General features: G+C 65.5%; 28 protein-coding genes. 26 read left to right on the top strand and 2 right to left on the bottom strand.

Annotation, left to right across the window (positions count from 1 at the left end; genetic code table 11):
* The 12 genes from HNP47_RS04115 to HNP47_RS04060 all read left to right on the top strand — a co-directional run bounded on the left by HNP47_RS04115 (position 1) and on the right by HNP47_RS04060 (position 7,057).
* Positions 1-576 carry an MT-A70 family methyltransferase gene (locus tag HNP47_RS04115; protein WP_184278441.1) on the top strand — a complete coding sequence of 192 codons (576 nt, stop codon included), beginning with the start codon at positions 1-3 and terminating at the stop codon, positions 574-576.
* A complete protein-coding gene (locus HNP47_RS04110) occupies positions 576-995 on the top strand; it encodes a hypothetical protein (protein ID WP_184278440.1) in 420 nt (139 codons plus the stop codon). Before HNP47_RS04115 ends, HNP47_RS04110 begins: the two co-directional genes overlap by 1 nt.
* Positions 995-1,378, top strand: coding sequence for a hypothetical protein (locus HNP47_RS04105; RefSeq protein WP_184278439.1), 384 nt, complete (start codon positions 995-997; stop codon positions 1,376-1,378). The genes HNP47_RS04110 and HNP47_RS04105 overlap by 1 nt, the downstream gene beginning before the upstream one ends.
* Entirely contained in the window at positions 1,375-2,070 is a 696-nt protein-coding gene (locus HNP47_RS04100; RefSeq protein WP_221414908.1) for a DNA cytosine methyltransferase, read from the top strand. The genes HNP47_RS04105 and HNP47_RS04100 overlap by 4 nt, the downstream gene beginning before the upstream one ends.
* Positions 2,067-3,728, top strand: a complete 1,662-nt coding sequence (locus HNP47_RS04095) for a hypothetical protein (RefSeq protein WP_184278438.1) — start codon at positions 2,067-2,069, stop codon at positions 3,726-3,728. The genes HNP47_RS04100 and HNP47_RS04095 overlap by 4 nt, the downstream gene beginning before the upstream one ends.
* Positions 3,729-3,935, top strand: a complete 207-nt coding sequence (locus HNP47_RS04090; RefSeq protein ID WP_184278437.1) for a hypothetical protein — start codon at positions 3,729-3,731, stop codon at positions 3,933-3,935. It begins immediately after the preceding gene.
* Positions 3,935-4,213: an ASCH domain-containing protein gene (locus HNP47_RS04085; RefSeq protein ID WP_184278436.1), complete on the top strand. Its 279-nt coding sequence runs from the start codon at positions 3,935-3,937 to the stop codon at positions 4,211-4,213. The genes HNP47_RS04090 and HNP47_RS04085 overlap by 1 nt, the downstream gene beginning before the upstream one ends.
* Entirely contained in the window at positions 4,210-4,545 is a 336-nt protein-coding gene (locus HNP47_RS04080; RefSeq protein WP_184278435.1) for a hypothetical protein, read from the top strand. Before HNP47_RS04085 ends, HNP47_RS04080 begins: the two co-directional genes overlap by 4 nt.
* A complete protein-coding gene (locus HNP47_RS04075; RefSeq protein WP_184278434.1) occupies positions 4,542-4,928 on the top strand; it encodes a DUF551 domain-containing protein in 387 nt (128 codons plus the stop codon). Before HNP47_RS04080 ends, HNP47_RS04075 begins: the two co-directional genes overlap by 4 nt.
* On the top strand, positions 4,925-5,290 hold the full coding sequence (locus tag HNP47_RS04070) for a hypothetical protein (protein WP_184278433.1): 366 nt from the start codon (positions 4,925-4,927) through the stop codon (positions 5,288-5,290). Before HNP47_RS04075 ends, HNP47_RS04070 begins: the two co-directional genes overlap by 4 nt.
* Positions 5,287-5,706: a thermonuclease family protein gene (locus tag HNP47_RS04065; RefSeq protein ID WP_184278432.1), complete on the top strand. Its 420-nt coding sequence runs from the start codon at positions 5,287-5,289 to the stop codon at positions 5,704-5,706. Before HNP47_RS04070 ends, HNP47_RS04065 begins: the two co-directional genes overlap by 4 nt.
* Positions 5,707-5,923: 217 nt before the next feature.
* Complete coding sequence (locus tag HNP47_RS04060) at positions 5,924-7,057, top strand: site-specific integrase (RefSeq protein ID WP_184278431.1); 1,134 nt, start codon at positions 5,924-5,926, stop codon at positions 7,055-7,057.
* Positions 7,058-7,166: 109 nt separating this feature from the next.
* Here HNP47_RS04060 and HNP47_RS04055 read toward each other — a convergent pair whose 3' ends face one another.
* The gene (locus tag HNP47_RS04055) at positions 7,167-8,162 is read right to left on the bottom strand and encodes an ROK family protein (RefSeq protein ID WP_184278430.1); all 996 of its coding nucleotides are present in this window, start codon (positions 8,160-8,162) and stop codon (positions 7,167-7,169) included.
* Between the two features lie 243 nt (positions 8,163-8,405).
* Here HNP47_RS04055 and HNP47_RS04050 point away from each other — a divergent pair, with 243 nt between their 5' ends.
* From HNP47_RS04050 to HNP47_RS04035, 4 genes are all read left to right on the top strand, one after another.
* Positions 8,406-8,546 carry a hypothetical protein gene (locus tag HNP47_RS04050; RefSeq protein ID WP_165116349.1) on the top strand — a complete coding sequence of 47 codons (141 nt, stop codon included), beginning with the start codon at positions 8,406-8,408 and terminating at the stop codon, positions 8,544-8,546.
* Positions 8,547-8,612: 66 nt separating this feature from the next.
* Positions 8,613-9,983, top strand: a complete 1,371-nt coding sequence (locus HNP47_RS04045; protein WP_153925671.1) for a class II 3-deoxy-7-phosphoheptulonate synthase — start codon at positions 8,613-8,615, stop codon at positions 9,981-9,983.
* An 89-nt stretch (positions 9,984-10,072) separates the two neighbouring features.
* The gene (locus tag HNP47_RS04040) at positions 10,073-10,648 is read left to right on the top strand and encodes a prephenate dehydratase domain-containing protein (RefSeq protein WP_184278429.1); all 576 of its coding nucleotides are present in this window, start codon (positions 10,073-10,075) and stop codon (positions 10,646-10,648) included.
* A 282-nt stretch (positions 10,649-10,930) separates the two neighbouring features.
* Complete coding sequence (locus HNP47_RS04035) at positions 10,931-11,689, top strand: chorismate mutase (RefSeq protein WP_184278428.1); 759 nt, start codon at positions 10,931-10,933, stop codon at positions 11,687-11,689.
* Positions 11,690-12,084: 395 nt separating this feature from the next.
* Here HNP47_RS04035 and panC read toward each other — a convergent pair whose 3' ends face one another.
* Entirely contained in the window at positions 12,085-12,957 is an 873-nt protein-coding gene (panC, locus tag HNP47_RS04030) for a pantoate--beta-alanine ligase (protein ID WP_184278427.1), read from the bottom strand.
* Between the two features lie 75 nt (positions 12,958-13,032).
* Here panC and HNP47_RS04025 point away from each other — a divergent pair, with 75 nt between their 5' ends.
* The 10 genes from HNP47_RS04025 to gmk all read left to right on the top strand — a co-directional run bounded on the left by HNP47_RS04025 (position 13,033) and on the right by gmk (position 21,568).
* Positions 13,033-13,692 (top strand): SPOR domain-containing protein, encoded by a 660-nt coding sequence (locus HNP47_RS04025; RefSeq protein ID WP_184278426.1) that lies wholly within the window; start codon positions 13,033-13,035, stop codon positions 13,690-13,692.
* Between the two features lie 129 nt (positions 13,693-13,821).
* Entirely contained in the window at positions 13,822-14,658 is an 837-nt protein-coding gene (locus tag HNP47_RS04020; RefSeq protein WP_055808642.1) for a division plane positioning ATPase MipZ, read from the top strand.
* A gap of 7 nt (positions 14,659-14,665) precedes the next feature.
* Positions 14,666-15,094, top strand: a complete 429-nt coding sequence (locus tag HNP47_RS04015) for a molecular chaperone DnaJ (protein ID WP_184278425.1) — start codon at positions 14,666-14,668, stop codon at positions 15,092-15,094.
* A 131-nt stretch (positions 15,095-15,225) separates the two neighbouring features.
* A complete protein-coding gene (fabD, locus tag HNP47_RS04010) occupies positions 15,226-16,170 on the top strand; it encodes an ACP S-malonyltransferase (protein ID WP_184278424.1) in 945 nt (314 codons plus the stop codon).
* Between the two features lie 144 nt (positions 16,171-16,314).
* Entirely contained in the window at positions 16,315-17,055 is a 741-nt protein-coding gene (gene fabG, locus HNP47_RS04005) for a 3-oxoacyl-[acyl-carrier-protein] reductase (protein ID WP_184278423.1), read from the top strand.
* Positions 17,056-17,234: 179 nt separating this feature from the next.
* Complete coding sequence (locus HNP47_RS04000; protein WP_008264317.1) at positions 17,235-17,474, top strand: acyl carrier protein; 240 nt, start codon at positions 17,235-17,237, stop codon at positions 17,472-17,474.
* A 148-nt stretch (positions 17,475-17,622) separates the two neighbouring features.
* Positions 17,623-18,894 (top strand): beta-ketoacyl-ACP synthase II, encoded by a 1,272-nt coding sequence (gene fabF, locus HNP47_RS03995; protein ID WP_055755180.1) that lies wholly within the window; start codon positions 17,623-17,625, stop codon positions 18,892-18,894.
* Between the two features lies 1 nt (position 18,895).
* Positions 18,896-20,056, top strand: coding sequence for an endolytic transglycosylase MltG (mltG, locus tag HNP47_RS03990; protein WP_184278422.1), 1,161 nt, complete (start codon positions 18,896-18,898; stop codon positions 20,054-20,056).
* Positions 20,053-20,937, top strand: coding sequence for a YicC/YloC family endoribonuclease (locus HNP47_RS03985; RefSeq protein ID WP_184278421.1), 885 nt, complete (start codon positions 20,053-20,055; stop codon positions 20,935-20,937). The genes mltG and HNP47_RS03985 overlap by 4 nt, the downstream gene beginning before the upstream one ends.
* The gene (gene gmk / locus HNP47_RS03980; protein ID WP_184278420.1) at positions 20,927-21,568 is read left to right on the top strand and encodes a guanylate kinase; all 642 of its coding nucleotides are present in this window, start codon (positions 20,927-20,929) and stop codon (positions 21,566-21,568) included. The genes HNP47_RS03985 and gmk overlap by 11 nt, the downstream gene beginning before the upstream one ends.
* The last annotated feature ends 25 nt before the right edge of the window (positions 21,569-21,593 follow it).

Genomic DNA, 21,593 nt, shown 5'->3' with positions numbered 1-21,593 from the left:
ATGGGCGAGCTTCCCGCTGGACCATTCGGCTGCATCCTGGCTGACCCGCCGTGGTCGTTTCGGACCTACGACGGCAAGTCGGCTGTGCCGACGGTCGCGCCAGATCCCTACGCCACGATGTCGATCGCGGACATGAAGGCATTGCCGGTTTCTGAGGTCGCGGCGCCCGACTGCGCGCTCTTCATGTGGATCGTGGGCGCCCATCTTCTTGAAGCCATCGACCTCGCGGGTGCCTGGGGCTTCGCCTACAAAACCGACGCCTTCATCTGGACGAAGATGCGCGGCGACACGCCCGATCTGTTTCGGCAGCAGCACAGCATGGGCATGGGATACTGGACCCGCAAGGAAGCGGAGACGTGCTTGCTGTTCACGCGCGGCCGGCCAAAGCGGCTCGGCAAGGGCGTCCGCCAGATCATCGAGGCTCCACGCCGCGAGCACAGCCGCAAGCCCGACGAGACCCACGCCCGGATCGAGGCGCTGGTCGCCGGTCCCTACCTCGAAATGTTCGCCCGCGAGCCGCGTCCAGGCTGGACCGTGTGGGGCAATGAAACCGCCAAATTTGGAGCAGCCGCCTGATGTCTGACCAGACCATCACATCGCTGACCGAGAAGCTGCCCGCGCCGCGCCTGCAAATGAGGTGGGAACGTCGCGCCGATCCCCACGACATGGATTGGGACGGAGAGCTTTCCTGGAACTGCCATTACGAGCTGGTCTTGCCGCTCGGCGAGCACGACATCCGGCGCGAAATCTACAAGGACGGCGAGCAAGTCGGGGAGGTCGAGGAGCTGGTTGTGCCCATGAAAGGGCCGACCGTGCGCGGCTCAAATGGCCGAACGCCGTGCATGGATCGTGACGGACAGTATTGGTTCGACGACCCAATCCGCGATGGCTGCCATGCACAATGGGACGCTGCTGCTATCGGCAACCCGCCGATCTACGTCATCGCACCTGACGGACATCCTATCCTCCGCGCCCAATCGGAGGCCCGCGTCTGATGGGGGAGAAGCAGGGACATACGCCGGGGCCTTGGCGGATAGACGTCAACGGCTCCGAGGACTGGTCGGTCGATTACGACGGCCCTTCGTCCACCTACATGACCATCTGCGGCGCCCGTCCGCAGCCAGTCTGTTTCGCTGTTGAGCCGAGCGCATACGGCAATGACGAAGAGGTGGAAGCCAACGCCCGCCTGATCGCCGCGGCGCCTGATCTGCTGGCAGTCGCGATCAAGAGCCACCAACCGTATGTCGGCCTCGACGAGGAGGACATCCGCTGCCTCTACGGCGCCGATGAAGCCGATCTCACCATGGCGCTGCGTGACGCCATTTCCCTCGCCACCGGAGAAGACAGCCCCGCAAATGAGGGGGAGGGCGCGTCGTGAGGGTGCTCGACCTGTTCTGTAACGCGGGCGGCGCTGGCATGGGCTATCACCGTGCCGGGTTCGAGGTCGTCGGCGTCGATCTGGAGCCGCAGCGCAACTATCCGTTTGCCTTCATCCAGCACGACGCTCTGACGCTTGATCGACGTTTCCTGCGGTCCTTCGACGCCATCCACGCCTCGCCGCCCTGCCAGGGCTATACACCGATGCGCCACGCCCCTGGGGCCAAGGGAGCGCCGCTGTTGATCGAACAGACGCGTGCGATCTTGAAAGCAGCCGGCGTGCCCTGGATCATCGAGAACGTTGAGGAGGCGCGATGGGCGATGGTCGATCCGATCACCCTCTGCGGCTCTATGTTCGGCCTCGGCGCCCAAGGGTGCCAGCTTCGGCGGCATAGGCTGTTCGAAAGCAACATCGCGATCAGCCCGCCATCCCCCTGTCAGCACGACGCCCGTCCGGTAATCGGCGTCTATGGCGGACATGCCCGGCGCCGCGCCGCATCGGCCGGCGGACGTGGAACCCGCGACGTTTGGGAAGGCGGACACCGTGCCGCGATGTCGGAGGCCATGGGTATGACCTGGGCCACCTGCGCCGAAATGTCAGAGGCCATCCCGCCCGCCTTCACCGAACAGCTGGGCCGCCAACTGCTGGCCCACATCCAATCCTCTCGCCAGCCCCGGGAGCATCGCTCGTGACCCAAGCCCCCACACCCGGCCCGCTGAGCGGGGATGACGTGAAGCTGCTCGTGAAGGGCGATTTGTTGATGTCCCCAAACCGCCAGCATGTTTTGCGGTTCTGCCGCGTTTACGAGCCTTACGATTACCACGACAAGGCCGGTGTTTGGCTGTCAGGCGATAGCGGCAAAGAAACACTGATCCGAGACACGCACTACGGAGATTTCAACTTCATCGGCCGCCCTGACGAATCCGGCTGGATGCCGTGGTCTGGCGGCGAGAACCCGGTGCCGGGGCGGATGGTGGAGGTTCGCTGGACCAATGGTCTTGTCGAGCAATACTACAGCGACATCGTTTCGTGGCGCAAAGGTGGCGTCATGGTCGAAGCCTTCCGCCTCGCCCCCACCTCTCCGGTCGAAGCGAGCGGGCCGGAGCGGGAGACCGTCTTCGATGGCGAGGCGCATGATTTGGTGCAGACCGCTCAGGCCCTAGCCATAGCGATTGAGCGTGTGCCGGACTGGCTGATGAACGATAATCTGCTCACCGCTCATTGCCACGCCGAAGTCCTGATCGCGGACCTTCCGGCCGCCCTCCGCCCCCAACCGAGCGGAGAGACGCGGTCGGGCGTCTATGTGGCCAGCCGTGCAAGCGTCCCGGCGCGGGGCGAAATGTGGCGCACTCTTCGCGCTGGCGGCGCTCCGATCATCTCGACGTGGATTGACGAGGACGGCGAAGGCCAGAGCCACGACCTAGGCGAACTGTGGGAGCGCATCTTGCGCGAGGTCAACTCGGCCGAACGCCTGATCCTCTATGTCGAGCCTGACGACTTTCCGCTGAAAGGCGCGTTTATCGAAGTCGGCATGGCCTTGGCGGCTGGCGTCCCGGTGTTTGTCGTTTCGCCCGGCGTCGCCCTAGATGCCCGCTCGCTACGTCCGCTCGGATCATGGGCGCTACACCCTCTCGTGACCCTGTGTCAGACCATGGGCGACGCGCTGCATGGTTCCAAGCCCGCCCTCCTATCCGCCCGCCCCCTCGCCTTGGGAGGCCAGCAAGGGAATGATCGGGGGCGCATAGAGGCGATTGTGCGAGAAGCGGTCATTGCGGCTTCGGTCGATGTGCCTGAGAAGTTTGCTGATCGCGCCGCCATGCGGTTCGAGATCACGCAGAACGCCACCGACGCGCTCGTGTCCGCCCTCTCCACCACCCCCGCCCGAGCCGAGGCCCAGGACGAGGACACGCCCTGCACTGATTGCGGAGACACCGGCGTCACCCATCAAACGGAACGGCGGTGTTCGTGTCAGGAAGCCGAGGCCCAAGACGAAGGGGCGGCGGGGGACTTGCGCACGATTCTGCGCAACGTGGTCGCACACGCCACAGGCGGCTCCGTCCTGAACGGTGACGAGTTAGGCTTGAACGACATTTGCTGCCGTATCACTCAGATGCGCAACAAGGTATATTTGGCAGGCAAGGATTCAGCCCACCCATCCCCGACCCCCGCCGCCGATGCCGACAGGATGCGGATCGCGGTGGAGGCGTTGGAGCCGTTCGCGCGGCGAGCCGACTATTGGGAACAGGTCAACGGTAAAGGCGGCTCTGACCGCGCCGAAACAAGCCATGCAATCGGTGATTTCAAAAAGGCCCGTCAAGCCCTCGCCGCCCTGAAATCGGAGGGGAAGTAGATGGCTCTTTGGATACAGAACGTCACGGCCGATCCGTTCACACCAGACAAGCATCCCAGCGATTATGTGGTGAGGATTAACAACAGCCCTCCGCTTGCCTCATTTCAGCATTGTCGCATTGACGGTGCGGCTGAATGCCTGCGTGCAGCTGCTGACGCGGTGGAAGCCGCCCTGAAATCGACCGCCGCGAAGGAAGGGGGAGAGTGATGGGTGATCTGACCCTAGCCCTGAACGGCGAGTATTTCGACGCGATCCGTGATGGCTTGAAGGTCGAAGAGTTCCGCCTTCGCACGGACTATTGGCGAAAACGGCTGGAAGGCCGGTCCTACGACCGGATCGTCCTGACGCGTGGCTATCCGGCCCGAGACGACCACGCGCGACGACTAGTCCTGCCATGGCGCGGCTATCGCGAAATCACCCTCACTCATCCGCACTTCGGCACAGAACCGGTCGAGGTGTTCGCAATCAAGGTGTCCGACCAATGACCGCCCCCTCTAACGCGAACACGTCGGGGCTGGAGGCTGAAAAGCGGCTGAAAGCAATCGCAGCGGCTGTCGAGTTCGGCCCGGGAAACGGAATCCATTTCCGTGAGGAAGGCGCTGTGACCCTCGCCGCTGACATCCGCGAGGTTTTTGTCACCGCCGCATCCGCTCAAGCCAGGATCGACGCAGCAGAAGCCCGAGCGGATAGGCTGGCGAAGGCGTTGGAGGACATCGAGAACGTAGCGGACAGCTTCTGCGACGATTCAGCCGACCTTCTCGCCGGGCAAATCCGCATTCGGACCCGCGCCGCCCTACAGCAGGAGACACAGCCGTGAGCAATGAAGCCGCCAACGATGCGCTGCGCCTGCCAGATCGCTTCGTTCAGCTTGCAACAGATGCGGCTTGGGCGCGTAACGTCGATAAGGCCACAGCCATGATGGTTGATCTTGACGACCTCTATGCGCTCTTACTGGCAGCAAAAGCCGCCCCCGCATCGCCGCTGCCACGGGGCGGGTGGCAGGACATCAGCACCGCTCCGAAGGATGGGACGGTCGTTGACTTGTTCTATCCAGAAAGGGGTCGTCTCACAGATGCGACGTGGGGACCGACCGGCTGGGGGCGACATGAGTGGCGCGGTTCTCATACCGTCAGGATGATCCCCTCTGAAAAGCCCACCCACTGGATGCCGTTTCCCGCCGCCCCGACAGGTGACGCATGACAGACCATATCGGTGAGGCCACCAAAAAGGTCATCGACCTAGACGCGCTGGAGAAGCTGGCGGATGAGGCGCTGTTGCCGATGCCTGATAGGCGTCGTCGGTCATGGTTCAATCGCCAACGCCAGTTTTCGGAAGCCGCCAACCCCTCCACCATCAAAGCCCTGATTGCTGAACTGAAGGACCGTTGTGAGGCGATGTGGGCGGCCGAGGTTGCAGCCAAGGACCTGCAAGAGAACGGCATTGATAAGCTTATGGACACCTTCGAAGGCAAGGGGGTCGATTACGCGGAAATGGTCGCCATCAGGTCTTGCCTATCCAATATCCGCGCCTTCCTCGCCCGCAATGGGAAGGGGGAGGGATGAGCGCCGTCGTACTGATCTGCGCGACCCTACTCATGAGCGATGGCGACAGCGGCTGGTGCGTCACCGCCGACGGCGAGCGCCACCGGTTGCGTTTGGCTGGGATTGATACCGGGGAAGTCGCGCCCTTCACCCGCTGCCGCCAGCGGCCGGATGTCTGGGCTTGCTCGCCCGTCGCCCGGTCCACGGCTTCGGCCGCGGCTGCCCGCGCCCGTCAGTTGGCCAGCGCCAGCGCCCGCTGCACGATCACCGACACAGATCGGTATCGCCGCAACGTCGCGGTCTGCACGGCCAGGGGGCGCGATCTGGGCGCCCAGCTGGTCCGCGAGGGGCTGGCCATCAGCGAGACGAACTTCGGAGATCCATACCGGCGCGATGAGAACGCAGCCCGGAGAGAACGCAGGGGAGTGTGGAGATGAGCGCGAACCTCAAATGCCGCACCGCTGACCGGCCGGCGCCGGAAGATTGGACCGACGATGATCCGATGACGCTGGCCGAGTTTGTGTCCGTTTTTGGCGCAGTGCTCCCTATAACGGTTTCGGCCATGCGGACGGAGATCGCCCGCGGGCGCTTGACGGCCTCCCGAGTTGGGGGCTCCTACTTCGTCACCCCCGCTGCTGTGAAAGCCCTCTTTCGATGCCCCGTCAGTCCAAAGGCCCGCGCCTCTACCTCCGCAAAGGCCGGATCGACAACCGGACGGGCCAGCAGCTCCCCGACCGTTGGTTCATCCGTGACGGAAAGAGTGAGGTTGGCACAGGCTGCAGCGTCGAGCGCCTGGACGACGCGGAACGACAACTCGCCGCGTTCATCGCGGAAAAATGGGCCAAGCCAGTCGGCAACAGTGATCCCGCTCAAGTCCTCGTAGCTGACGCCCTCGCGCTCTACAGCATGGAGCGCGGCCCTCAGCTCAAGGCGGATCCCGCGACCATGAAGGGGTTTGTCGACCACCTGAATGCCTTCTGGGGCGAGCAGACGCTCTCGGACGTCAAGCGGTCTTCCTGCAATGCCTATGTCCGCCACAGGACGTCCCAGGTCATCCGCACCGGCTCGACCGGGCGAAAGGTGTCTGCGCAGACAGCGCGGCGCGAGCTGGAGGTTCTATCGGCGGCGATCGGCTTCTGGGATGCAGAGCATCACCTGACGCGCCGGCCGATGGTCGTCCTCCCAGAGAAGGCGGAAAGCAACCGGGACGCCCTCACGCGATCGCAGGCGGCAGCCCTTCTGCGCGCGACCATGCAAAGGGGCGATTCGTCATCCGGCCGGGAGAACCGGGCGCACCTTCGTCGCTTCATTCTGATCGGGCTTTACACCGGTACCCGCTCGACAGCGATCAAGCGTCTGTCGTGGTTGGAAAGCCTGAACAACCCCTGGGTCGATCTGGAGCGCGGCATCATCTATCGGCGCGGCCGGAATGAAAGTGTCGCAGCGAACAAGAAGCGGCCTCTGGTGAAGTTGCCGCCCCGGCTTCTGGCGCACCTCCGGCGTTGGCGCAGCATCGACGAGAAGAGGGGCTTGGCGATCGTCATCCATCATGGCGGGGAGCAGATCGGATCGGTGCGGACGGGGTTCGCCGCATGCGCCAAGGCGGCCGGGCTTTCGGGCGTTACGCCGCATTGGCTCCGACACACGGCGGCGACTTGGCTGATGGAACAAAACGTCGATGGCTGGGAAGCGGCGGGATATCTCGGCATGACGACAGCGACCCTGGAGAGCCATTACGGGCACCACAGGCCGGATCACCAATCCGCCGCGCGGCGCGCGATGCGCTGATGCTTCCCAGTTACTTCCCGCAAATGGTCGAAAACACCGTGAACGAAACCGGAAAGTAGCGAAGACCCAATCCAAGCGGTAAGGGCCTTTCAGGCGGAACACGCTTCGTTCACACCGAGGGGGTCACAGGTTCAATCCCTGTCGCGTCCACCATCTCCACTCTATTTTGACCCTGGCCTTGCGTCGCCCAGTCCTTGGGCCACTCGCCCGTGCCAGAACGGTAGGCGAGGGCCAATGCGCCCATCAGGCCGGCGGATACGCCCGCGGTCGGCGCCACGATGTAGGTTTTCATATCCAGACCCCGCAGGCTCGCGTCATAGCCGCCGAGCTGTCTCATTAGCGCCTGCCTGACCAGATCATGCATGTGCGGCTGCATCACGCCGCCGCCGATGATGATTCGCTCCGGCCGCAGCGTGTAGGTCAGGTTGGTGCACAGCCCGGCGATATACTCCGCCGCCATCGGCCAGGCCGGATGATCGTGAGAAAACGTCTCGGCGGCCGCGCCCCAGCGCGCTTGCAGCGCCGGCCCGCTCGCCAGGCCTTCCAGGCAGTCGCCGTGGAAGGGGCAGACGCCCGAGAAGGTCTCGTCGCCCTTGGCGCGAGGCAGTCGGATATGACCGGCTTCGGGATGGTTCGCCCCGCCATGCGGCGCGCCGTCGATCATCACCCCGACCCCCACGCCGGTGCCGACCGTGACGTAGCAGAAGCTTTCCAGTCCTTGCCCGCTGCCGAACAGGCGTTCGCCCACGGCCGCGCCGTTCACATCGGTGTCCAGCGTCATTGGAACATCGAGGCGGCGGCGTAGACGGGCCAACAGGTTGACGTCGCTCCATCCTGGCTTGGGCGTGCTGGTGATGGCGCCGAAATCCGGCGCGTCGGGCTTCAATGACAAAGGGCCGAAGCTGACGATCGCCAGTGCACAAAGCCGGCCGTAGTTCGATTGTGCGTGGACGAAGAAGGCCGCGACCGCATCGAGCGTCTCGTCGGGCGACGTCGTCGGGATGCGCATCTGGTCGACAATCACGCCGTCGGCGGTGGCGACACCACAGATAAACTTGGTGCCGCCAGCTTCGACACCGCCGAGGAGGATGGGTTGGGTCGACATGAGCGCCTGCCTTTCGGGTGCGACGAAGGTTCGCTGGACTGAACATCGAATAGGGCCAAGCGTTTAGAGCCCATGACCCTTCTAGCTCGCCTGTTCATCGCCTTCGACGCCGCAGCCAAGATTTTGACGCGTAAGGAGAGACTGCTGTGAGCCGCTTTTGCACGGTGCTGGATTTGGCGATTGCGTCCGACCGATTGCATCGCCACTTTCACCGCAAGATCACGATAAGAGACGAGGACGCCGATGGCTCGCAAACCCAACTACAGCTTTGAGCGTCAGGAACGTGAGCGCGCCGCAGCGCTGAAAGCGGCCGAGAAGGCGGCGGCCAAGGCCGAACGTAAGGCTGAAGCTGCGGCGGAAAAGTCGCCTTCTTCGGAAGACTGACATTTCGCGGCAAAATCCTCCTGGCTTTTCGTTGTTTGAATAGGCGCGAAGTCCTATTCTTGCGCGATGACACGCTGGACCCCCGAAAGCTGGAGAACCAAGACCGCCCTGCATATGCCGGCGGACTATCCGGATCCTGCCGCTCTTGCGCGAGTAGAAGACGAGTTGCGCGCCTTGCCGCCGCTGGTTTTCGCCGGCGAGGCGCGGCGCCTGACGTCGAAGCTGGCGCAGGTCGAGCGGGGTGACGCCTTCCTGCTCCAGGGCGGCGACTGCGCCGAGAGTTTCAAGGAGTTCTCGACCGACAATATCCGCGATACCTTCCGCCTGATCCTGCAGATGGCGGTCGTGCTGACCTTCGCTGGACGCAAGCCGGTGGTGAAGGTGGGGCGGATCGCAGGTCAGTTCGCCAAGCCCCGCTCGTCGCCGCTGGAGGAGATCGACGGCGTCGAACTGCCCAGCTATCGCGGCGACATCATCAACGGCATGGGCTTTACACCGGAGGAGCGCGCGCCCGATCCGCAGCGTTTGATCCGCGCCTATAACCAGTCGGCCTCGACGCTGAACCTGCTGCGCGCCTTCGCCGGCGGCGGCTATGCCGACCTGTACAACATCCATCGCTGGACCCTGGGCTTCGCCGGAGACAACGCCGCCGGCGCCCAGTACCGTGAGCTGGCCGACAAGATCACCGAGGCCCTGGCCTTCATGGAGGCGGTCGGCGTCACGCCCGAGACCCATCCGGACCTGAGCCGGGTCGAGGTCTTCACCAGTCACGAGGCCCTGCTGCTCAACGTCGAAAGCGCCCTGACGCGTCTGGATGGCGGTTCTGGCGAATGGTTCGACACCTCGGCCCACATGCTGTGGATCGGCGAGCGCACGCGTCAGCTGGACGGCGCCCACGTCGAGTTCATGAAGGGGATCAAGAACCCCATCGGCGTGAAGTGCGGACCGACGATGACGGCCGACGACCTGCTGCCGCTGATCGACGCCCTGAACCCGGACAACGTCTCCGGTCGTCTGACGCTGATCGGACGTTTCGGTCACGACAAGGTCGGCGAACGCTTGCCCAAGCTGATGCGCGAAGTGAAGGCCTCGGGCCGCAAGGTGATCTGGTCCATCGACCCGATGCACGGCAATACGCTGAAGGCCGGCAACGGCTACAAGACCCGGCCGTTCGACCGGATTCTGGGCGAGGTGCGGACCTTCATCGATGTGGCCGAGGCGGAAGGCGTCCACCCCGGCGGCGTCCATCTGGAAATGACCGGCCAGAACGTCACCGAATGCATCGGCGGCGCCCAGGCCGTGACGGAAGACGACCTGTCCAACCGCTATCACACCCACTGCGACCCGCGCCTGAACGCCGACCAGGCGCTGGAGCTGGCCTTCCTGGTCGCGGAGCGGCTGAAGGCCGGGCGGGTGGCGCAGTCGGCGGCGGCCTAACCGTCGTCAGCGCCCCAAATGCGGGCCGATCCGGTCACGGTGCCGCCACTGAGCAGCGCCAGATCGTTCCGAGACCGAGGGAGTGATCGATGCAATCAGCGGCTCCAACTGAGGAAAAGCCCGGCCGGGTCGCCTATCAGGGCGCGCCCGGATCGTTCAGCCATGAGGCCTGTCTGGCCCTGCGTCCGTGGGACGAGGCGGTGGCGTTCGAAACCTTCGCCCAGGCCCTGGAGGCGCTGCGCGCCGGCGACTGCGGTTGCGCCCTGATCCCGGTCGAGAACTCGACCATCGGCGTGGTCGAGCCGGCGGCGACGCTGGTAGGCGGGCTTGGCGTGGAGCCGGTCGCCCAGGTCTGGCGGCCGATCCGTCATGCGCTGATGGCGATCGACGGCGCGCGCCTGTCCGATATCCGCACGGTCGAGAGCCACCCCATCGCCCTGGCCCAGTGCAAGGGCACGCTGGCCGGTTTGAATGTCGAGGTCATCGAGCATTTCGATACCGCAGGCGCGGCGCGCGATGTCGCCGAAGCGGGCGATCCGACACGGGCGGCCATCGCCCCAGTCGGCGCGGCGGAGGTGTACGGCCTGTCGATCCTGCGCAACGACTTGCAGGATTCCGGCGATAATCAGACGCGTTTTGTCCTGTTGAGCTTCCCTGAGGCTTGACGGCGCAAGGTCTTTGCGTCCTTAAGTCACCCACGGGTCGCAACACGATCCGCACAAACCGGAACCGGACCATGTCCCGCCTGCGCGCTCTTTCTGTTTCTTTCGACCGTTCGCGCGCGGTTTCCGGCCTCTATTTCGGCTACGGCTTTTACGGCTTTCGATACGCCGGCTGAGGCGTCGGGCGCAATCCGTCCCTGACTGCTTCACCGGCGACCGCTCTGGACCAGAGCGGCTGTTCGCCTTTGCACATATTGAAATCCAGAATGCCGAAAGCCTTTTCCCATGCCCAATTCCAAAATCCAGCAAGTCTGGCCTGACGTGGCCGACCTGACCCCCGAACAGCAGGCGCTGGCCGCCCTGCGCGCCGAGATCGACGGCATCGACGACCAGATCCTGGCGCTCTTCGAGCAGCGCCTGGCCATCGCCGCCACCGTCGGCCGCGCCAAGGACGCGCCCACGGGACCGCACACCAAGCTGCGTCCCGATCGCGAGCAGACCGTCCTCTCGCGCATGCTCAAGCAGGCCAAGCCCGAGAACGCCGAGGCGGTCGAACATCTGTGGCGCGAGATTGTCGGCTGGGGGCTGGCGCGCCAGGGTCGGCTTCAGGTCCAGGTCTGGGCCCCGATCGAACCGACCCGCGCCTATGACGGCGCGCGCCTGCGTTTCGGGGCCGCCGCCGACATCAAGATGGTGCGCGACCCGCAAAAGGCCCTGGCCTTCGCCGCCGAAGGCCACGGGATCGCCGTGCTGGCGATCAATACCGAGGACGCCTGGTGGATGGGCCTGCGTCGCGAATGGTCGATGTTGAGCGTGTTCGACGGCTATGGCGGCGAGACGCCGACGTCTCTGGCGGTCGGCAAGATCGATCCGCCGGCTCTGCCCAAAGGCCGACGCGTGGTGGTCACTGCTGGTGGGGACGCGGGCGACGGCGGCGGCGCGCGGCGCTGGGGCCTGAACACGCATCACGGCTGGACCATCGCCCTGACCGACGCCGATCTGGCGCCGGGCGACGCCGAGGGCTGCGTCGGCGCGATCGGTTAGATCGGTCAGTATTTGAGGAATGGCGGTTCCGGACTGGCGGCTGCTATGTCGCGGCCGCCAGCCATCCTTTTCGCCTGGGCGAAACAGCATCTTTTCAGCGGCTTGAAGGGCGGGGATCGGCTTTGTCCTGAGTCCGACGTCAAACGCCATTATGATGCCGGCTCGGTCTTTGACATCGCCATCCCTCGACAAGACTTGGGCTTGTTAGGCTCTTTGGACTATTTCCCCGGTCCAACTTTCAGGCCCGGATTGCACTTCGTTGCACTGTGCAATTCGGGTGCTGTTGTTTTCTTGAACGAAAACAAGGATCCGTTCCTTCAATTGCACGCCATTGCACTACTTTTCACACGTGCAATTCGCCGCCCTATGTCCAGAACCGGATGCGGCCCTTCTTTTCAGACGGCCATGTTGTCGATCAGGCGCGTCTTGCCCAGCCAAGCGGCCACCAGGATGCGGGCGGGGGCGTCGAAGATGTCGTTGCGGAACGGCGTCAGGTCCTTGGCGTGGCGGATGGCGACGTAATCGACCCGATCAAACCCGGCTTTCAGAAGGGCGGCATAGGCTTCACGTTCGACACCGGGCAGGGGGCGGCCGCTGGAAGCTTGGACGCCCGCCTCCGCCAGAATGCCGTTCAGCCGGCGGGCGGTCTTAAGCTCGGTCTCTGACAGGTAGGCGTTGCGTGACGACAGGGCCAGGCCCCAGCCATCCCGCTCCGTCGGCGCCCCGACGATCTCGACCGGCAGGTCCAGATCGCGCACGAACCGACGAACGACCATCAGCTGTTGGTAGTCCTTCTCGCCGAAGACCGCGACATCAGGCTGGACTTGGTTGAACAGTTTGGTGACGACCAAGGCGACCCCGCCGAACATTTGCGGCCGGAAATCGCCCTCGAGACCCAACGCCGGGCCGGCGACGGCGACGCTGGTTGCAAAGCCTTCTGGATACATTTCGTCGGCTGAGGGCGCGAACATCAGGTGGCAGCCTGCGCCGGCCAGCAGGCGGGCGTCTTCCTCCTGCTGGCGGGGATATTTGCCCAGATCCTCATGCGCCGCGAACTGGGTCGGATTGACGAAGTTGGAGGCGACGACGCGGTCGGCGCGGCGTGCGGCTTCGCGCACCAGCGTCAGGTGGCCTTCATGCAGGGCGCCCATCGTCGGAACCATGCCGACGCTCAGGCCTTGACGTTTCCAGTCCCGGACGATCGCCCGCAGGTCGGCGACGGTGCGGACGACGGCCAAAGGGGTAAACGGGGGGGCGGCGTCTATCATGATGAAGGGATTAACCTTTCCGCTTAAGCCTGTTGATGCACCAGACCGCAAAGTCTGGGCTCTAGGGTCGTGCTTATGACGCCCGCAGAAGCGACCCGTCCAGTTCTGATCGCCCTGGCCTTCGCCAGCAGCCTTGCCGTCGCCGGCTGCGGCGCGGTGGACAGCGATCCTCATCGATTCAGCGCGATGGCCGATAACGTCGCGGCGATCGACATTCCGCTCTCGGCCGGTGATCGCGAAACCCGGCATGCCGTGGCTGAAAAGGCCGGACTGCGGCCTGTGCGCTTCACGCCGGTCAAGGTGGCCGTCATGGATCCCCACGCCATGTGGGACGCCCGAGACGTTCAGGCGGGCCTTCGCCCCGTCGGCGACGCGCCGGGCCTGCGCGATGCGGTCATTCGGGCTGCTTCGCCCGCGGTTGTCAAGGCCGTGGCGGACGAAGCGGTCTCGCGGATTCAGGCGCCTGTGTTGCGTCCCGCCAGCCTCACGACGGCGCCGGAAACCGGGCGAACGATCCAACTGGGCGCCTATTCCAGTGCGGCCGGCGCTCGCCAGGCCTGGGATCGGGTCAAGACGACATCAGACCTGTCGGGGTTGTCGCCGATCTATCAGGAGGTCGAGGTGGACGGCCGTCGGCTCACGCGGCTGAAGGTCGGACCGGTCTCGACCGAAACCGCCGCTGCGGTATGCCGCTCCGCCGCTGTCGCCGACGCCTGGTGCGCACGCAACAGCTGATCGACCCCCGTTCGCCGTCCACAGGTCTGCGTTAAGGTTCCGTTGACGTTTGGCCCGTTGAGGCCGAGTCTGGCCGGACCTAGGACCGCGCAGTCTGAGTCGCGCGGTCGGCACAGAGGATTCCCTCGAATGACGCAGCCGCATGTGATCGTCCTCGGCAACGAAAAGGGCGGGGCGGGCAAGTCCACCCTGGCCATCCACATTGTGACCGGGCTGCTGCACGCCGGGCGCTCGGTGGCGATCATCGATCTGGACCTGCGCCAGCGCTCGATGCAGCGCTTCTTCCACAACCGTCTGGCCTGGCTGGCGGCTAACGGGCACGATCTGCCCCAGCCGTTCATTCCCGACATGGGCGACGGCAAGGCCCTGGCCAAGTCGGACGTCGCCGAACAGATCGCCACCTTCGAGCGCGCTTTCGATGAGGCGGCGGCGCGGGGCGTCGATTGCATCCTGATCGACACGCCCGGCGGCGACACGGCGGTGTCGAACGCCGCTCACGCCCGCGCCGATCAGATCGTGACGCCGATGAACGACAGCTTCGTCGACTTCGACCTGCTGGGCGACGTTGATCCGGTCACCCTGGATCTGCTGAAACCCTCCATCTATTCCGAGAGCGTCTGGGAGGCACGTAAGCAGCGCGCCATCGCCCAGGGCCGTCACGCCACGATCGACTGGCTGGTGGTCACCAACCGCCTCGCCGTCGCGGAGGCCCGCAACCGCAAGCGTCTGGAAGAACGGATGACCAAGCTGGCCAAGCGCGTCGGCTTCCGCGTCGGTCCGGGCCTGCGTGACCGGGTCATCTATCGCGAGCTGTTCCCGTTCGGCCTGACGGTGGCCGACCTGTCGAACGACATTCGGCCTGTCGCGGTGTCCCTGGCCCACGTCGCTGCGCGCCAGGAGATGCGCAATCTGATGATGGCAATGGGCCTGGAGCAGGTTCTCAGCCCTTTGGACGTGGCGGCCTGATCGCCTGATGGGGTTGATCTGGCTGGCCCTGGCGGCGATCGCCGTCTGGGCGCTGGTGCGGCTGGGCCGGCAGACCGAGCGACGCGGACGCGCCCACTGGCGGGTGACCGCGACCCTGCTGGGCGCGGCTCTTCTGGCTGGCGGCGCGCTTGCGGCGTTTCGGGGATCATGGCTGACGGCGGCGGCGCTGGCCGGGGCTGGTCTCTATCTGGCCTGGTCGTCCCGCCAGCGACCGATCATCCGATCCGAACACATCAGCGAAGCGGACGCCCGCGCCGTGCTGGGCGTCGGACCAGCCGCGACCGAGGCGGAGATAAGAGCCGCCTGGAAACGCGCCATGGCTCGCGCCCATCCCGATCAGGGCGGCACGGCGGGTCTGGCGACGCGCGTCAACGCCGCGCGTGATCGACTGCTCACAAAATCCGGGCGCCGCTAGGCTCTCCTGAGGCAACATCCCTGCGGTCGTGGAAACGATCAGACGCAAAAGCACGCATCGCCTCCGCTTGCCCTCGGGTAAGTCTGGGCTTACGGGTCCGCGCTCTTGATCAATGATTCAGGGAGCGGTCGATGACCCTCGCACTTCTGTTTCCGGGACAGGGCAGCCAAGCCGTCGGCATGGGCGCGCAGCTGGCGGACGCCTTCCAATCCGCTCGCGACGTCTTCGCCGAGGTGGACGAGGCCCTGGGCCAGAAGCTGTCGGTGCTGATGCGTGAAGGGCCTGAGGACCAACTGACCCTGACCGAGAACGCCCAGCCCGCCCTGATGGCGGTGTCCGTGGCGGCGATCCGGGCTTTGAAAGCCGAGTTCGGCTTTGACGTGGCGAGCGCGGCCTATGTGGCCGGTCACTCGCTGGGCGAATATTCGGCCCTGGCGGCGGCGGGCGCGATTTCGCTGTCGGATACGGCGCGGCTGCTGAAACTGCGCGGCCAGGCAATGCAGCGCGCGGTGCCGGTGGGGCAGGGGGCAATGGCCTCGCTGATCGGACCCAAGACCGACCTCGCGCTGGCAGAAGCGGCCGCGGCGGCCGGGTCGGAGGTCGGCGTCTGTGTGGTCGCGAATGACAACAACAACGGCAACATCGTCATCTCAGGCGAGAAGGCCGCCGTGGATCGAGCCATCGAGAAGGCCAAGGAACTGGGCGCGCGGGCGATCCCGCTGAACGTCTCGGCGCCCTTCCACTGCCCGCTGATGCAGCCGGCGGCGGACGAGATGGCGGCGGCGTTGGCCTCGGCGACCATTCTGGCGCCAGCGGTTCCCGTGGTGGCCAATGTGCTGGCGCGGCCGGAGCGCGATCCTGAGGTGATCCGCCGGCTGCTGGTGGAGCAGGTCACCGGCCGGGTTCGCTGGCGCGAGAGCATGGAGTGGATGGCGACCGAAGGCGGCGTCACGCGTTTCGTCGAGATCGGCTCGGGCAAGGTGCTGACCGGCATGGCCAAGCGGATCGCGCCGGACGCCGAGGCCTTGCCTCTGAATACGCCCGAAGAACTGGAAGCGTTCGCCAAGGCGTTGTGAGCCCACGCAGTCGTCATCCTCGGGCTTGACCCGAGGATCGGACCGTCCGCACTTCGGCTTTTAACGCCATCATCGACATCGGCGCTGCACGGCGCCTGATCCTCGGCTCCAGCCCGAGGATGACGGAAGGAATAGAGGGAACAAATGTTCAATCTTGCAGGTAAGACCGCGCTGGTGACCGGCGCGACGGGCGGGATCGGCGGGGCGGTGGCGCGGGCGCTGCATGCGCAAGGCGCGACCGTCGTGCTGTCGGGCACGCGCGAGGCGGTGCTGGCGGATCTGGCCAAGGAACTGGGCGAACGGGCGCATTTCGCCACGGCGAACCTGTCGGATCCTGAGTCGGTCGACAATCTCGTCGCGGCGGCCGAGACGGCGGCGGGCTCAGCCCTGGACATCCTGGTGGCCAATGCGGGCATCACCAAGGATGGCCTGCTGATGCGGATGAAGGACGAGGACTTCCAGTCGGTCATCAAGATCAATCTGGAAAGCTATTTCCGCCTGACACGCGCGGCGGTGAAGGGGATGATGAAGCGCCGTTCGGGACGAATCATCGGCGTCACGTCGGTGGTCGGCGTGACTGGCAATCCGGGCCAAACCAACTATTCCGCGTCCAAGGCCGGCATGATCGGCTTTTCCAAGTCGCTGGCGCAGGAGGTCGGATCGCGCGGCATCACCGTCAACTGCATCGCGCCAGGCTTCATCGCATCGCCGATGACCGACGTGCTGAACGATCAGCAGCGTGAGACCATTCTGACCAAGATTCCGGCGGGCCGACTGGGTTCGGGCGACGAGATCGCCGCCGCCGCCGTCTATCTGTCTTCCGATGAAGCCGCCTATGTGACAGGTCAGACCCTGCACGTGAACGGCGGCATGGCGATGATTTAAGGGCTACAGCCCTTATCACGTCGCGCAACAGACTATTTCCAGCCCGAAAGCCTGTGCTAAAGGGTTGAATGCGTCGGCGGTTCGGGCTTTCGGGCTTGCGTCGCCAACGCTGCCGTGAGACGGCGATTTCTGAGCTACCCCCGCCTCTACGGCGATTTCAAACAGGCAGAGAGACACTCATGTCCGACACCCTCGAGCGCGTTCGCAAGATCGTCATCGACCATCTGGACGCCGATCCGGACAAGGTCACCGAAAAGGCCAGCTTCATCGACGACCTGGGCGCCGACTCGCTCGACAACGTCGAGCTGGTGATGGCCTTCGAAGAAGAATTCGACATCGAGATCCCGGATGACGCCGCTGAGCACATCCAGACGGTCGGCGATGCGGTCAAGTTCATCGACGAAAAGTCGGCCGGCTGATCTCAGTCGCCGAATCGGCCGAACAGGCTGACGGTTCACAGGGCCGCCCGGCGCTCCTAGCGGAGACGCCCGGCGGCCTTTACTGTTTCTGACCCTCGCGAATCCCCATGTGATTCCCAGGACGGATGGATTTGAAGGAGCACGCACCATGCGCCGCGTCGTCGTTACGGGCATCGGTCTGCTGACCCCCCTGGGTTGGGGCGTCGAGAAAAGCTGGAAGGGCATCGTCGAGGGACGCTCGGGCATCGGCCCGATCACGTCGTTCGACACTACCGGTTACGGCTGCACCATCGCCGGCGAAGTGCCGAGCGTGGATGGACGCGGCGGAGGCGGCGAAGGCGACTTCGACCCCGAGAAGATCATGTCCGCCAAGGACCGGAAGCGCGTCGACGACTTCATCCTCTATGCCATCGCGGCGGCGGATGAGGCCTTGGCTGACGCCAACTGGAAGCCGGAGACGGACGAAGACAAGGAGCGCACCGGCGTGATGGTCGGCTCGGGCATCGGCGGCCTGGGCCCCATCGCCGATACGGCCATCGTCCTGAAGGAACAGGGCGTGCGTCGCGTCAGCCCCTTCTTCATCCCCAGCGCCCTGATCAACCTCGCCGGCGGCCAGATTTCGATCCGTCACGGTCTGAAGGGGCCGAACCATGCGGCCGTCACCGCCTGCGCCACCGGCGCCCACGCCATCGGCGACGCGGCGAGAATGATCGCGCTGGACGACGCGGACGTGATGGTGGCGGGCGGGGCGGAAAGCTCGGTCGTGCCGATCGGCATCGCGGGCTTCCTGGCCTGCAAGGCGCTGTGCACCGCCTATAATGACACGCCCGAGAAGGCGTCGCGCCCCTATGATCGGGGCCATGCGGGCTTCGTCATGGGCGAGGGCGCCGGCATCCTGGTGCTGGAAGAATACGAACACGCCAAGGCTCGCGGAGCCAAAATCTATGCCGAGGTCGTGGGCTACGGCATGAGCGGCGACGCCTATCACATCACCGCTCCGTCCGAGGACGGCGAAGGCGGGGTGCGGGCCATGAAGGCGGCGCTGAAGCGGGCCGGTCTGCAGCCGTCGGACCTGGACTACGTGAATGCCCACGGCACCTCGACCATGGCCGACTGGATCGAGCTGAAGGGGATCGAGGGGTTGGTCGGCGATCATGCGCAGAACCTGACCGTTTCCTCGACCAAGTCGATGACCGGACACCTGCTGGGCGCGGCGGGCGCCATCGAGGCGGCCTTCTGCGTGCTGGCCATCCGAGATCAGATCGCGCCGCCGACGATCAATCTGGACGACCCTGAGATGGAGACGCCCATCGATCTGGTCCCCAACACCGCCAAGCCGATGAAGATCGACGTAGCCATGTCCAACAGCTTCGGTTTCGGGGGCACCAACGCCTCGGTGATCTTCAAGAAAGTGGACTAAGATGTTCGGGCGCGGACGGGTCGAGAAATCCAGCGGGCGGTCAGGGTTTACAGTCTCGCTGCTGACCGCGTCCGCGACCTTCGGCCTGTTTCTGCTGGTGGCGCTGATCGCCGTCTGGGCGGTCTACTATGCGCCGGGACCGTCCGCGCGGCAGGGTCAGACGACGGTCGTCACCCTGCCCAGCGGATCGGGCGTCTCGGCCATCGCCGCGCGGATGAAGGCCGCGGGTGTGATCCGTTCGACGGACCTGTTCCGTGCGGCGGCGACCCTGACGGGCGCGGATCGGCGGTTGAGGGCCGGCGAATACGAGGTGCCGTCGGGCACGTCGCTGGCCGGGGTGCTGAACCTGTTGGTCGAAGGTCGCGTGGTGCGCCACTTCGTGACCCTGCCGGAGGGCTGGTCGTCGTTGCAGGCGGTGGACATCCTGAACAAGGAGGCCGTGCTGACCGGGACGGTCGCCGAAACACCCGAGGAAGGCAGCCTGTGGCCTGATACCTATGAGGTTTCGCGCGGCGACACGCGCCAGTCGGTCGTCGACCGGATGCAGCGCGCGGCGACTGAGAACCTGCGCCTGTTGTGGAGCCAGAGGTCACCCGCGACCGTGGCGCGCACGCCGGAGGAGGCGGTGATCCTGGCCTCTATCGTGGAGAAGGAGACCGCGCTGGCGGCGGAGCGGCCCCGCGTGGCGGCTGTGTTCTCCAATCGTCTGCGGGCGGGGATGCGGTTGGAGAGCGATCCGACTATCGTTTACGGCGTGACCAAGGGGCGGCCTTTGGGGCGCGGCATCCGACGCTCGGAGTTGCTGGCCCCGACGCCGTGGAACACCTACCAGATCAACGGGCTGCCGCCGACGCCGATCGCTAATCCGGGCAAGGAGGCGGTCAAGGCCGTGTTGAATCCGCCGGCGGACCCGGCCCTGTTCTTCGTGGCGGATGGCTCCGGCGGACACGCCTTCGCCCTGACCTATGACGAGCATCTGCAGAACGTCGCGCGGTGGCGTCAGATCGAGCGCCAGAAGGCGGGCTTGCCGCCCGAAGCCACGCCGCCCGCCACGCCGGGAACCAGTGCGGCGCCAATGACGACCGAGCCGTCCGCCGCGTCGGCCGAGAGCGGTCAGGCGACGATCACCCTTCCGGCCGGCGCGACGCAAGGGCCCCGATGAGCACGCTTTCTGGCATGACCGGCTTCGGCCGGGCCGACGGGGCCGGCGAAGGCTGGACCTGGTCGGTCGAGGCGCGTTCGGTCAATGGGCGCAATCTGGAGGTCCGGTTCCGTGGACCAAACGGTTTCGACGGGCTGGAGCGTGCGGCCAAGGCGGCCGGCCAGGCGCGGTTCGCGCGGGGCCAGGTGACCATCGGCGTTCAGGCCAAGTGGACCGAAGCTGGTGAGGCGGCGGTCACGATCAACGCCGCTGTGCTGGCGCGCTATCTGACGCTGGCGAACGAACTGGCCGAGGACGGCGCAACGCCGCCGTCCGCCGACGGCCTGCTAGCCCTGCGCGGTGTGATCGAGGCGCCCGAAGAGGTGGATGATCCCGAGGCGCGGGCGGCGGTCGAGGCGGCCATGACCCGCACGGTCGAGGAGGCGCTGGATGCGCTGAAGGCGTCACGCCAGAACGAGGGCGCGCAACTGACACCGGTGGTGGACGAATTCATCGTTCGGATCGAGGCGCTGGTCGCCCAGGCAGAAGGCGAGGCGGCCGCGCAGGTCGAGGCCATTCGCGATCGCTTCACCCGGCGAATCTCCGAACTGGCGCCCGATGCGCCGGGGCTTGAGGACCGAATCTTCTTGGAAGCGGCCGCTCTGGCGACCAAGGCGGACGTGCGCGAGGAGCTGGATCGACTGACTGCCCACGTCGCCTCGGCCCGTCAGCTTGTGGCCTCGGCGCCCGCCGGGCGGAAACTCGACTTCCTGATGCAAGAATTCATGCGTGAGGCCAACACGCTGTGCTCGAAATCCGCTACGACCGCGCTCACCGGAATCGGCCTGGAGCTCAAGGCCGTCATCGAACAGTTGCGTGAGCAGGTCCAGAATGTCGAATGAACGCAGCCCCCGCCGGGGCGTCCTCCTGATCGTCGCCAGTCCTTCGGGCGCCGGCAAGACCTCGCTGTGTCGCCGGTTGATGGCGGATCACGGCGGGCTGGAGCTGTCGGTCTCCATGACCACGCGCGGCATTCGGCCGGGCGAGGTGCATGGGCGCGACTACAACTTCGTCGGCCATGACGAGTTTCAGCGCCTGATCGACGAGGACGCCTTTTTGGAATGGGCGGACGTCCACGGCAATCGCTACGGCAGCCCGCGCGCGCCGGTGAACAAGGCGCTGGCCGAAGGGCGCGACGTGTTGTTCGACATCGACTGGCAGGGCGCGCGCGATGTCGCCGAGAAATGCCCGGAGGACGCCGTGCGCGTCTTCATCCTGCCGCCCAGCCTGGAAGAGTTGCGTCGTCGTCTCGTCACCCGCTCACAAGATGCAGACGACGTGATCGAGCGCCGTGTGGCCAACGCCAAGGGCGAGATCGAACACTGCGACGCCTTCGACTATGTGCTGGTGAACGAGGACTTCGACCGGTCCTACGCTGAACTGGCTCACATCTATCACGCCGAGCGTTCGCGCCGGTTCAGGAACCTGTGGGTCGGCGACTACAAGGCCGCCCTTCTGAACGAAGCCGTCTGAAAAAACAGCGCCACAGGCCGTGGGG

It is taken from the genome of Brevundimonas vesicularis (genome assembly GCF_014204545.1).
GTDB lineage: Bacteria > Pseudomonadota > Alphaproteobacteria > Caulobacterales > Caulobacteraceae > Brevundimonas > Brevundimonas vesicularis_B.
Note: the sequence above shows the minus strand (reverse complement) of the source record. Positions and strands in the feature narration are given on the sequence as shown.

Excerpts from the sequence above, each read along its gene's own strand:
- HNP47_RS04115 (WP_184278441.1), top strand. The coding sequence starts at position 1 with ATGGGCGAGCTTCCCGCTGGACCATTCGGCTGCATCCTGGCTGACCCG.
- HNP47_RS04110 (WP_184278440.1), top strand. The coding sequence starts at position 576 with ATGTCTGACCAGACCATCACATCGCTGACCGAGAAGCTGCCCGCGCCG.
- HNP47_RS04105 (WP_184278439.1), top strand. The coding sequence starts at position 995 with ATGGGGGAGAAGCAGGGACATACGCCGGGGCCTTGGCGGATAGACGTC.
- HNP47_RS04090 (WP_184278437.1), top strand. The coding sequence starts at position 3,729 with ATGGCTCTTTGGATACAGAACGTCACGGCCGATCCGTTCACACCAGAC.
- HNP47_RS04085 (WP_184278436.1), top strand. The coding sequence starts at position 3,935 with ATGGGTGATCTGACCCTAGCCCTGAACGGCGAGTATTTCGACGCGATC.
- HNP47_RS04080 (WP_184278435.1), top strand. The coding sequence starts at position 4,210 with ATGACCGCCCCCTCTAACGCGAACACGTCGGGGCTGGAGGCTGAAAAG.
- HNP47_RS04070 (WP_184278433.1), top strand. The coding sequence starts at position 4,925 with ATGACAGACCATATCGGTGAGGCCACCAAAAAGGTCATCGACCTAGAC.
- HNP47_RS04065 (WP_184278432.1), top strand. The coding sequence starts at position 5,287 with ATGAGCGCCGTCGTACTGATCTGCGCGACCCTACTCATGAGCGATGGC.
- HNP47_RS04060 (WP_184278431.1), top strand. The coding sequence starts at position 5,924 with ATGCCCCGTCAGTCCAAAGGCCCGCGCCTCTACCTCCGCAAAGGCCGG.
- HNP47_RS04055 (WP_184278430.1), bottom strand. The coding sequence starts at position 8,162 with ATGTCGACCCAACCCATCCTCCTCGGCGGTGTCGAAGCTGGCGGCACC.
- HNP47_RS04050 (WP_165116349.1), top strand. The coding sequence starts at position 8,406 with ATGGCTCGCAAACCCAACTACAGCTTTGAGCGTCAGGAACGTGAGCGC.
- HNP47_RS04045 (WP_153925671.1), top strand. The coding sequence starts at position 8,613 with ATGACACGCTGGACCCCCGAAAGCTGGAGAACCAAGACCGCCCTGCAT.
- HNP47_RS04040 (WP_184278429.1), top strand. The coding sequence starts at position 10,073 with ATGCAATCAGCGGCTCCAACTGAGGAAAAGCCCGGCCGGGTCGCCTAT.
- HNP47_RS04035 (WP_184278428.1), top strand. The coding sequence starts at position 10,931 with ATGCCCAATTCCAAAATCCAGCAAGTCTGGCCTGACGTGGCCGACCTG.
- panC (WP_184278427.1), bottom strand. The coding sequence starts at position 12,957 with ATGATAGACGCCGCCCCCCCGTTTACCCCTTTGGCCGTCGTCCGCACC.
- HNP47_RS04025 (WP_184278426.1), top strand. The coding sequence starts at position 13,033 with ATGACGCCCGCAGAAGCGACCCGTCCAGTTCTGATCGCCCTGGCCTTC.
- HNP47_RS04020 (WP_055808642.1), top strand. The coding sequence starts at position 13,822 with ATGACGCAGCCGCATGTGATCGTCCTCGGCAACGAAAAGGGCGGGGCG.
- HNP47_RS04015 (WP_184278425.1), top strand. The coding sequence starts at position 14,666 with ATGGGGTTGATCTGGCTGGCCCTGGCGGCGATCGCCGTCTGGGCGCTG.
- fabD (WP_184278424.1), top strand. The coding sequence starts at position 15,226 with ATGACCCTCGCACTTCTGTTTCCGGGACAGGGCAGCCAAGCCGTCGGC.
- fabG (WP_184278423.1), top strand. The coding sequence starts at position 16,315 with ATGTTCAATCTTGCAGGTAAGACCGCGCTGGTGACCGGCGCGACGGGC.
- HNP47_RS04000 (WP_008264317.1), top strand. The coding sequence starts at position 17,235 with ATGTCCGACACCCTCGAGCGCGTTCGCAAGATCGTCATCGACCATCTG.
- fabF (WP_055755180.1), top strand. The coding sequence starts at position 17,623 with ATGCGCCGCGTCGTCGTTACGGGCATCGGTCTGCTGACCCCCCTGGGT.
- mltG (WP_184278422.1), top strand. The coding sequence starts at position 18,896 with ATGTTCGGGCGCGGACGGGTCGAGAAATCCAGCGGGCGGTCAGGGTTT.
- HNP47_RS03985 (WP_184278421.1), top strand. The coding sequence starts at position 20,053 with ATGAGCACGCTTTCTGGCATGACCGGCTTCGGCCGGGCCGACGGGGCC.
- gmk (WP_184278420.1), top strand. The coding sequence starts at position 20,927 with ATGTCGAATGAACGCAGCCCCCGCCGGGGCGTCCTCCTGATCGTCGCC.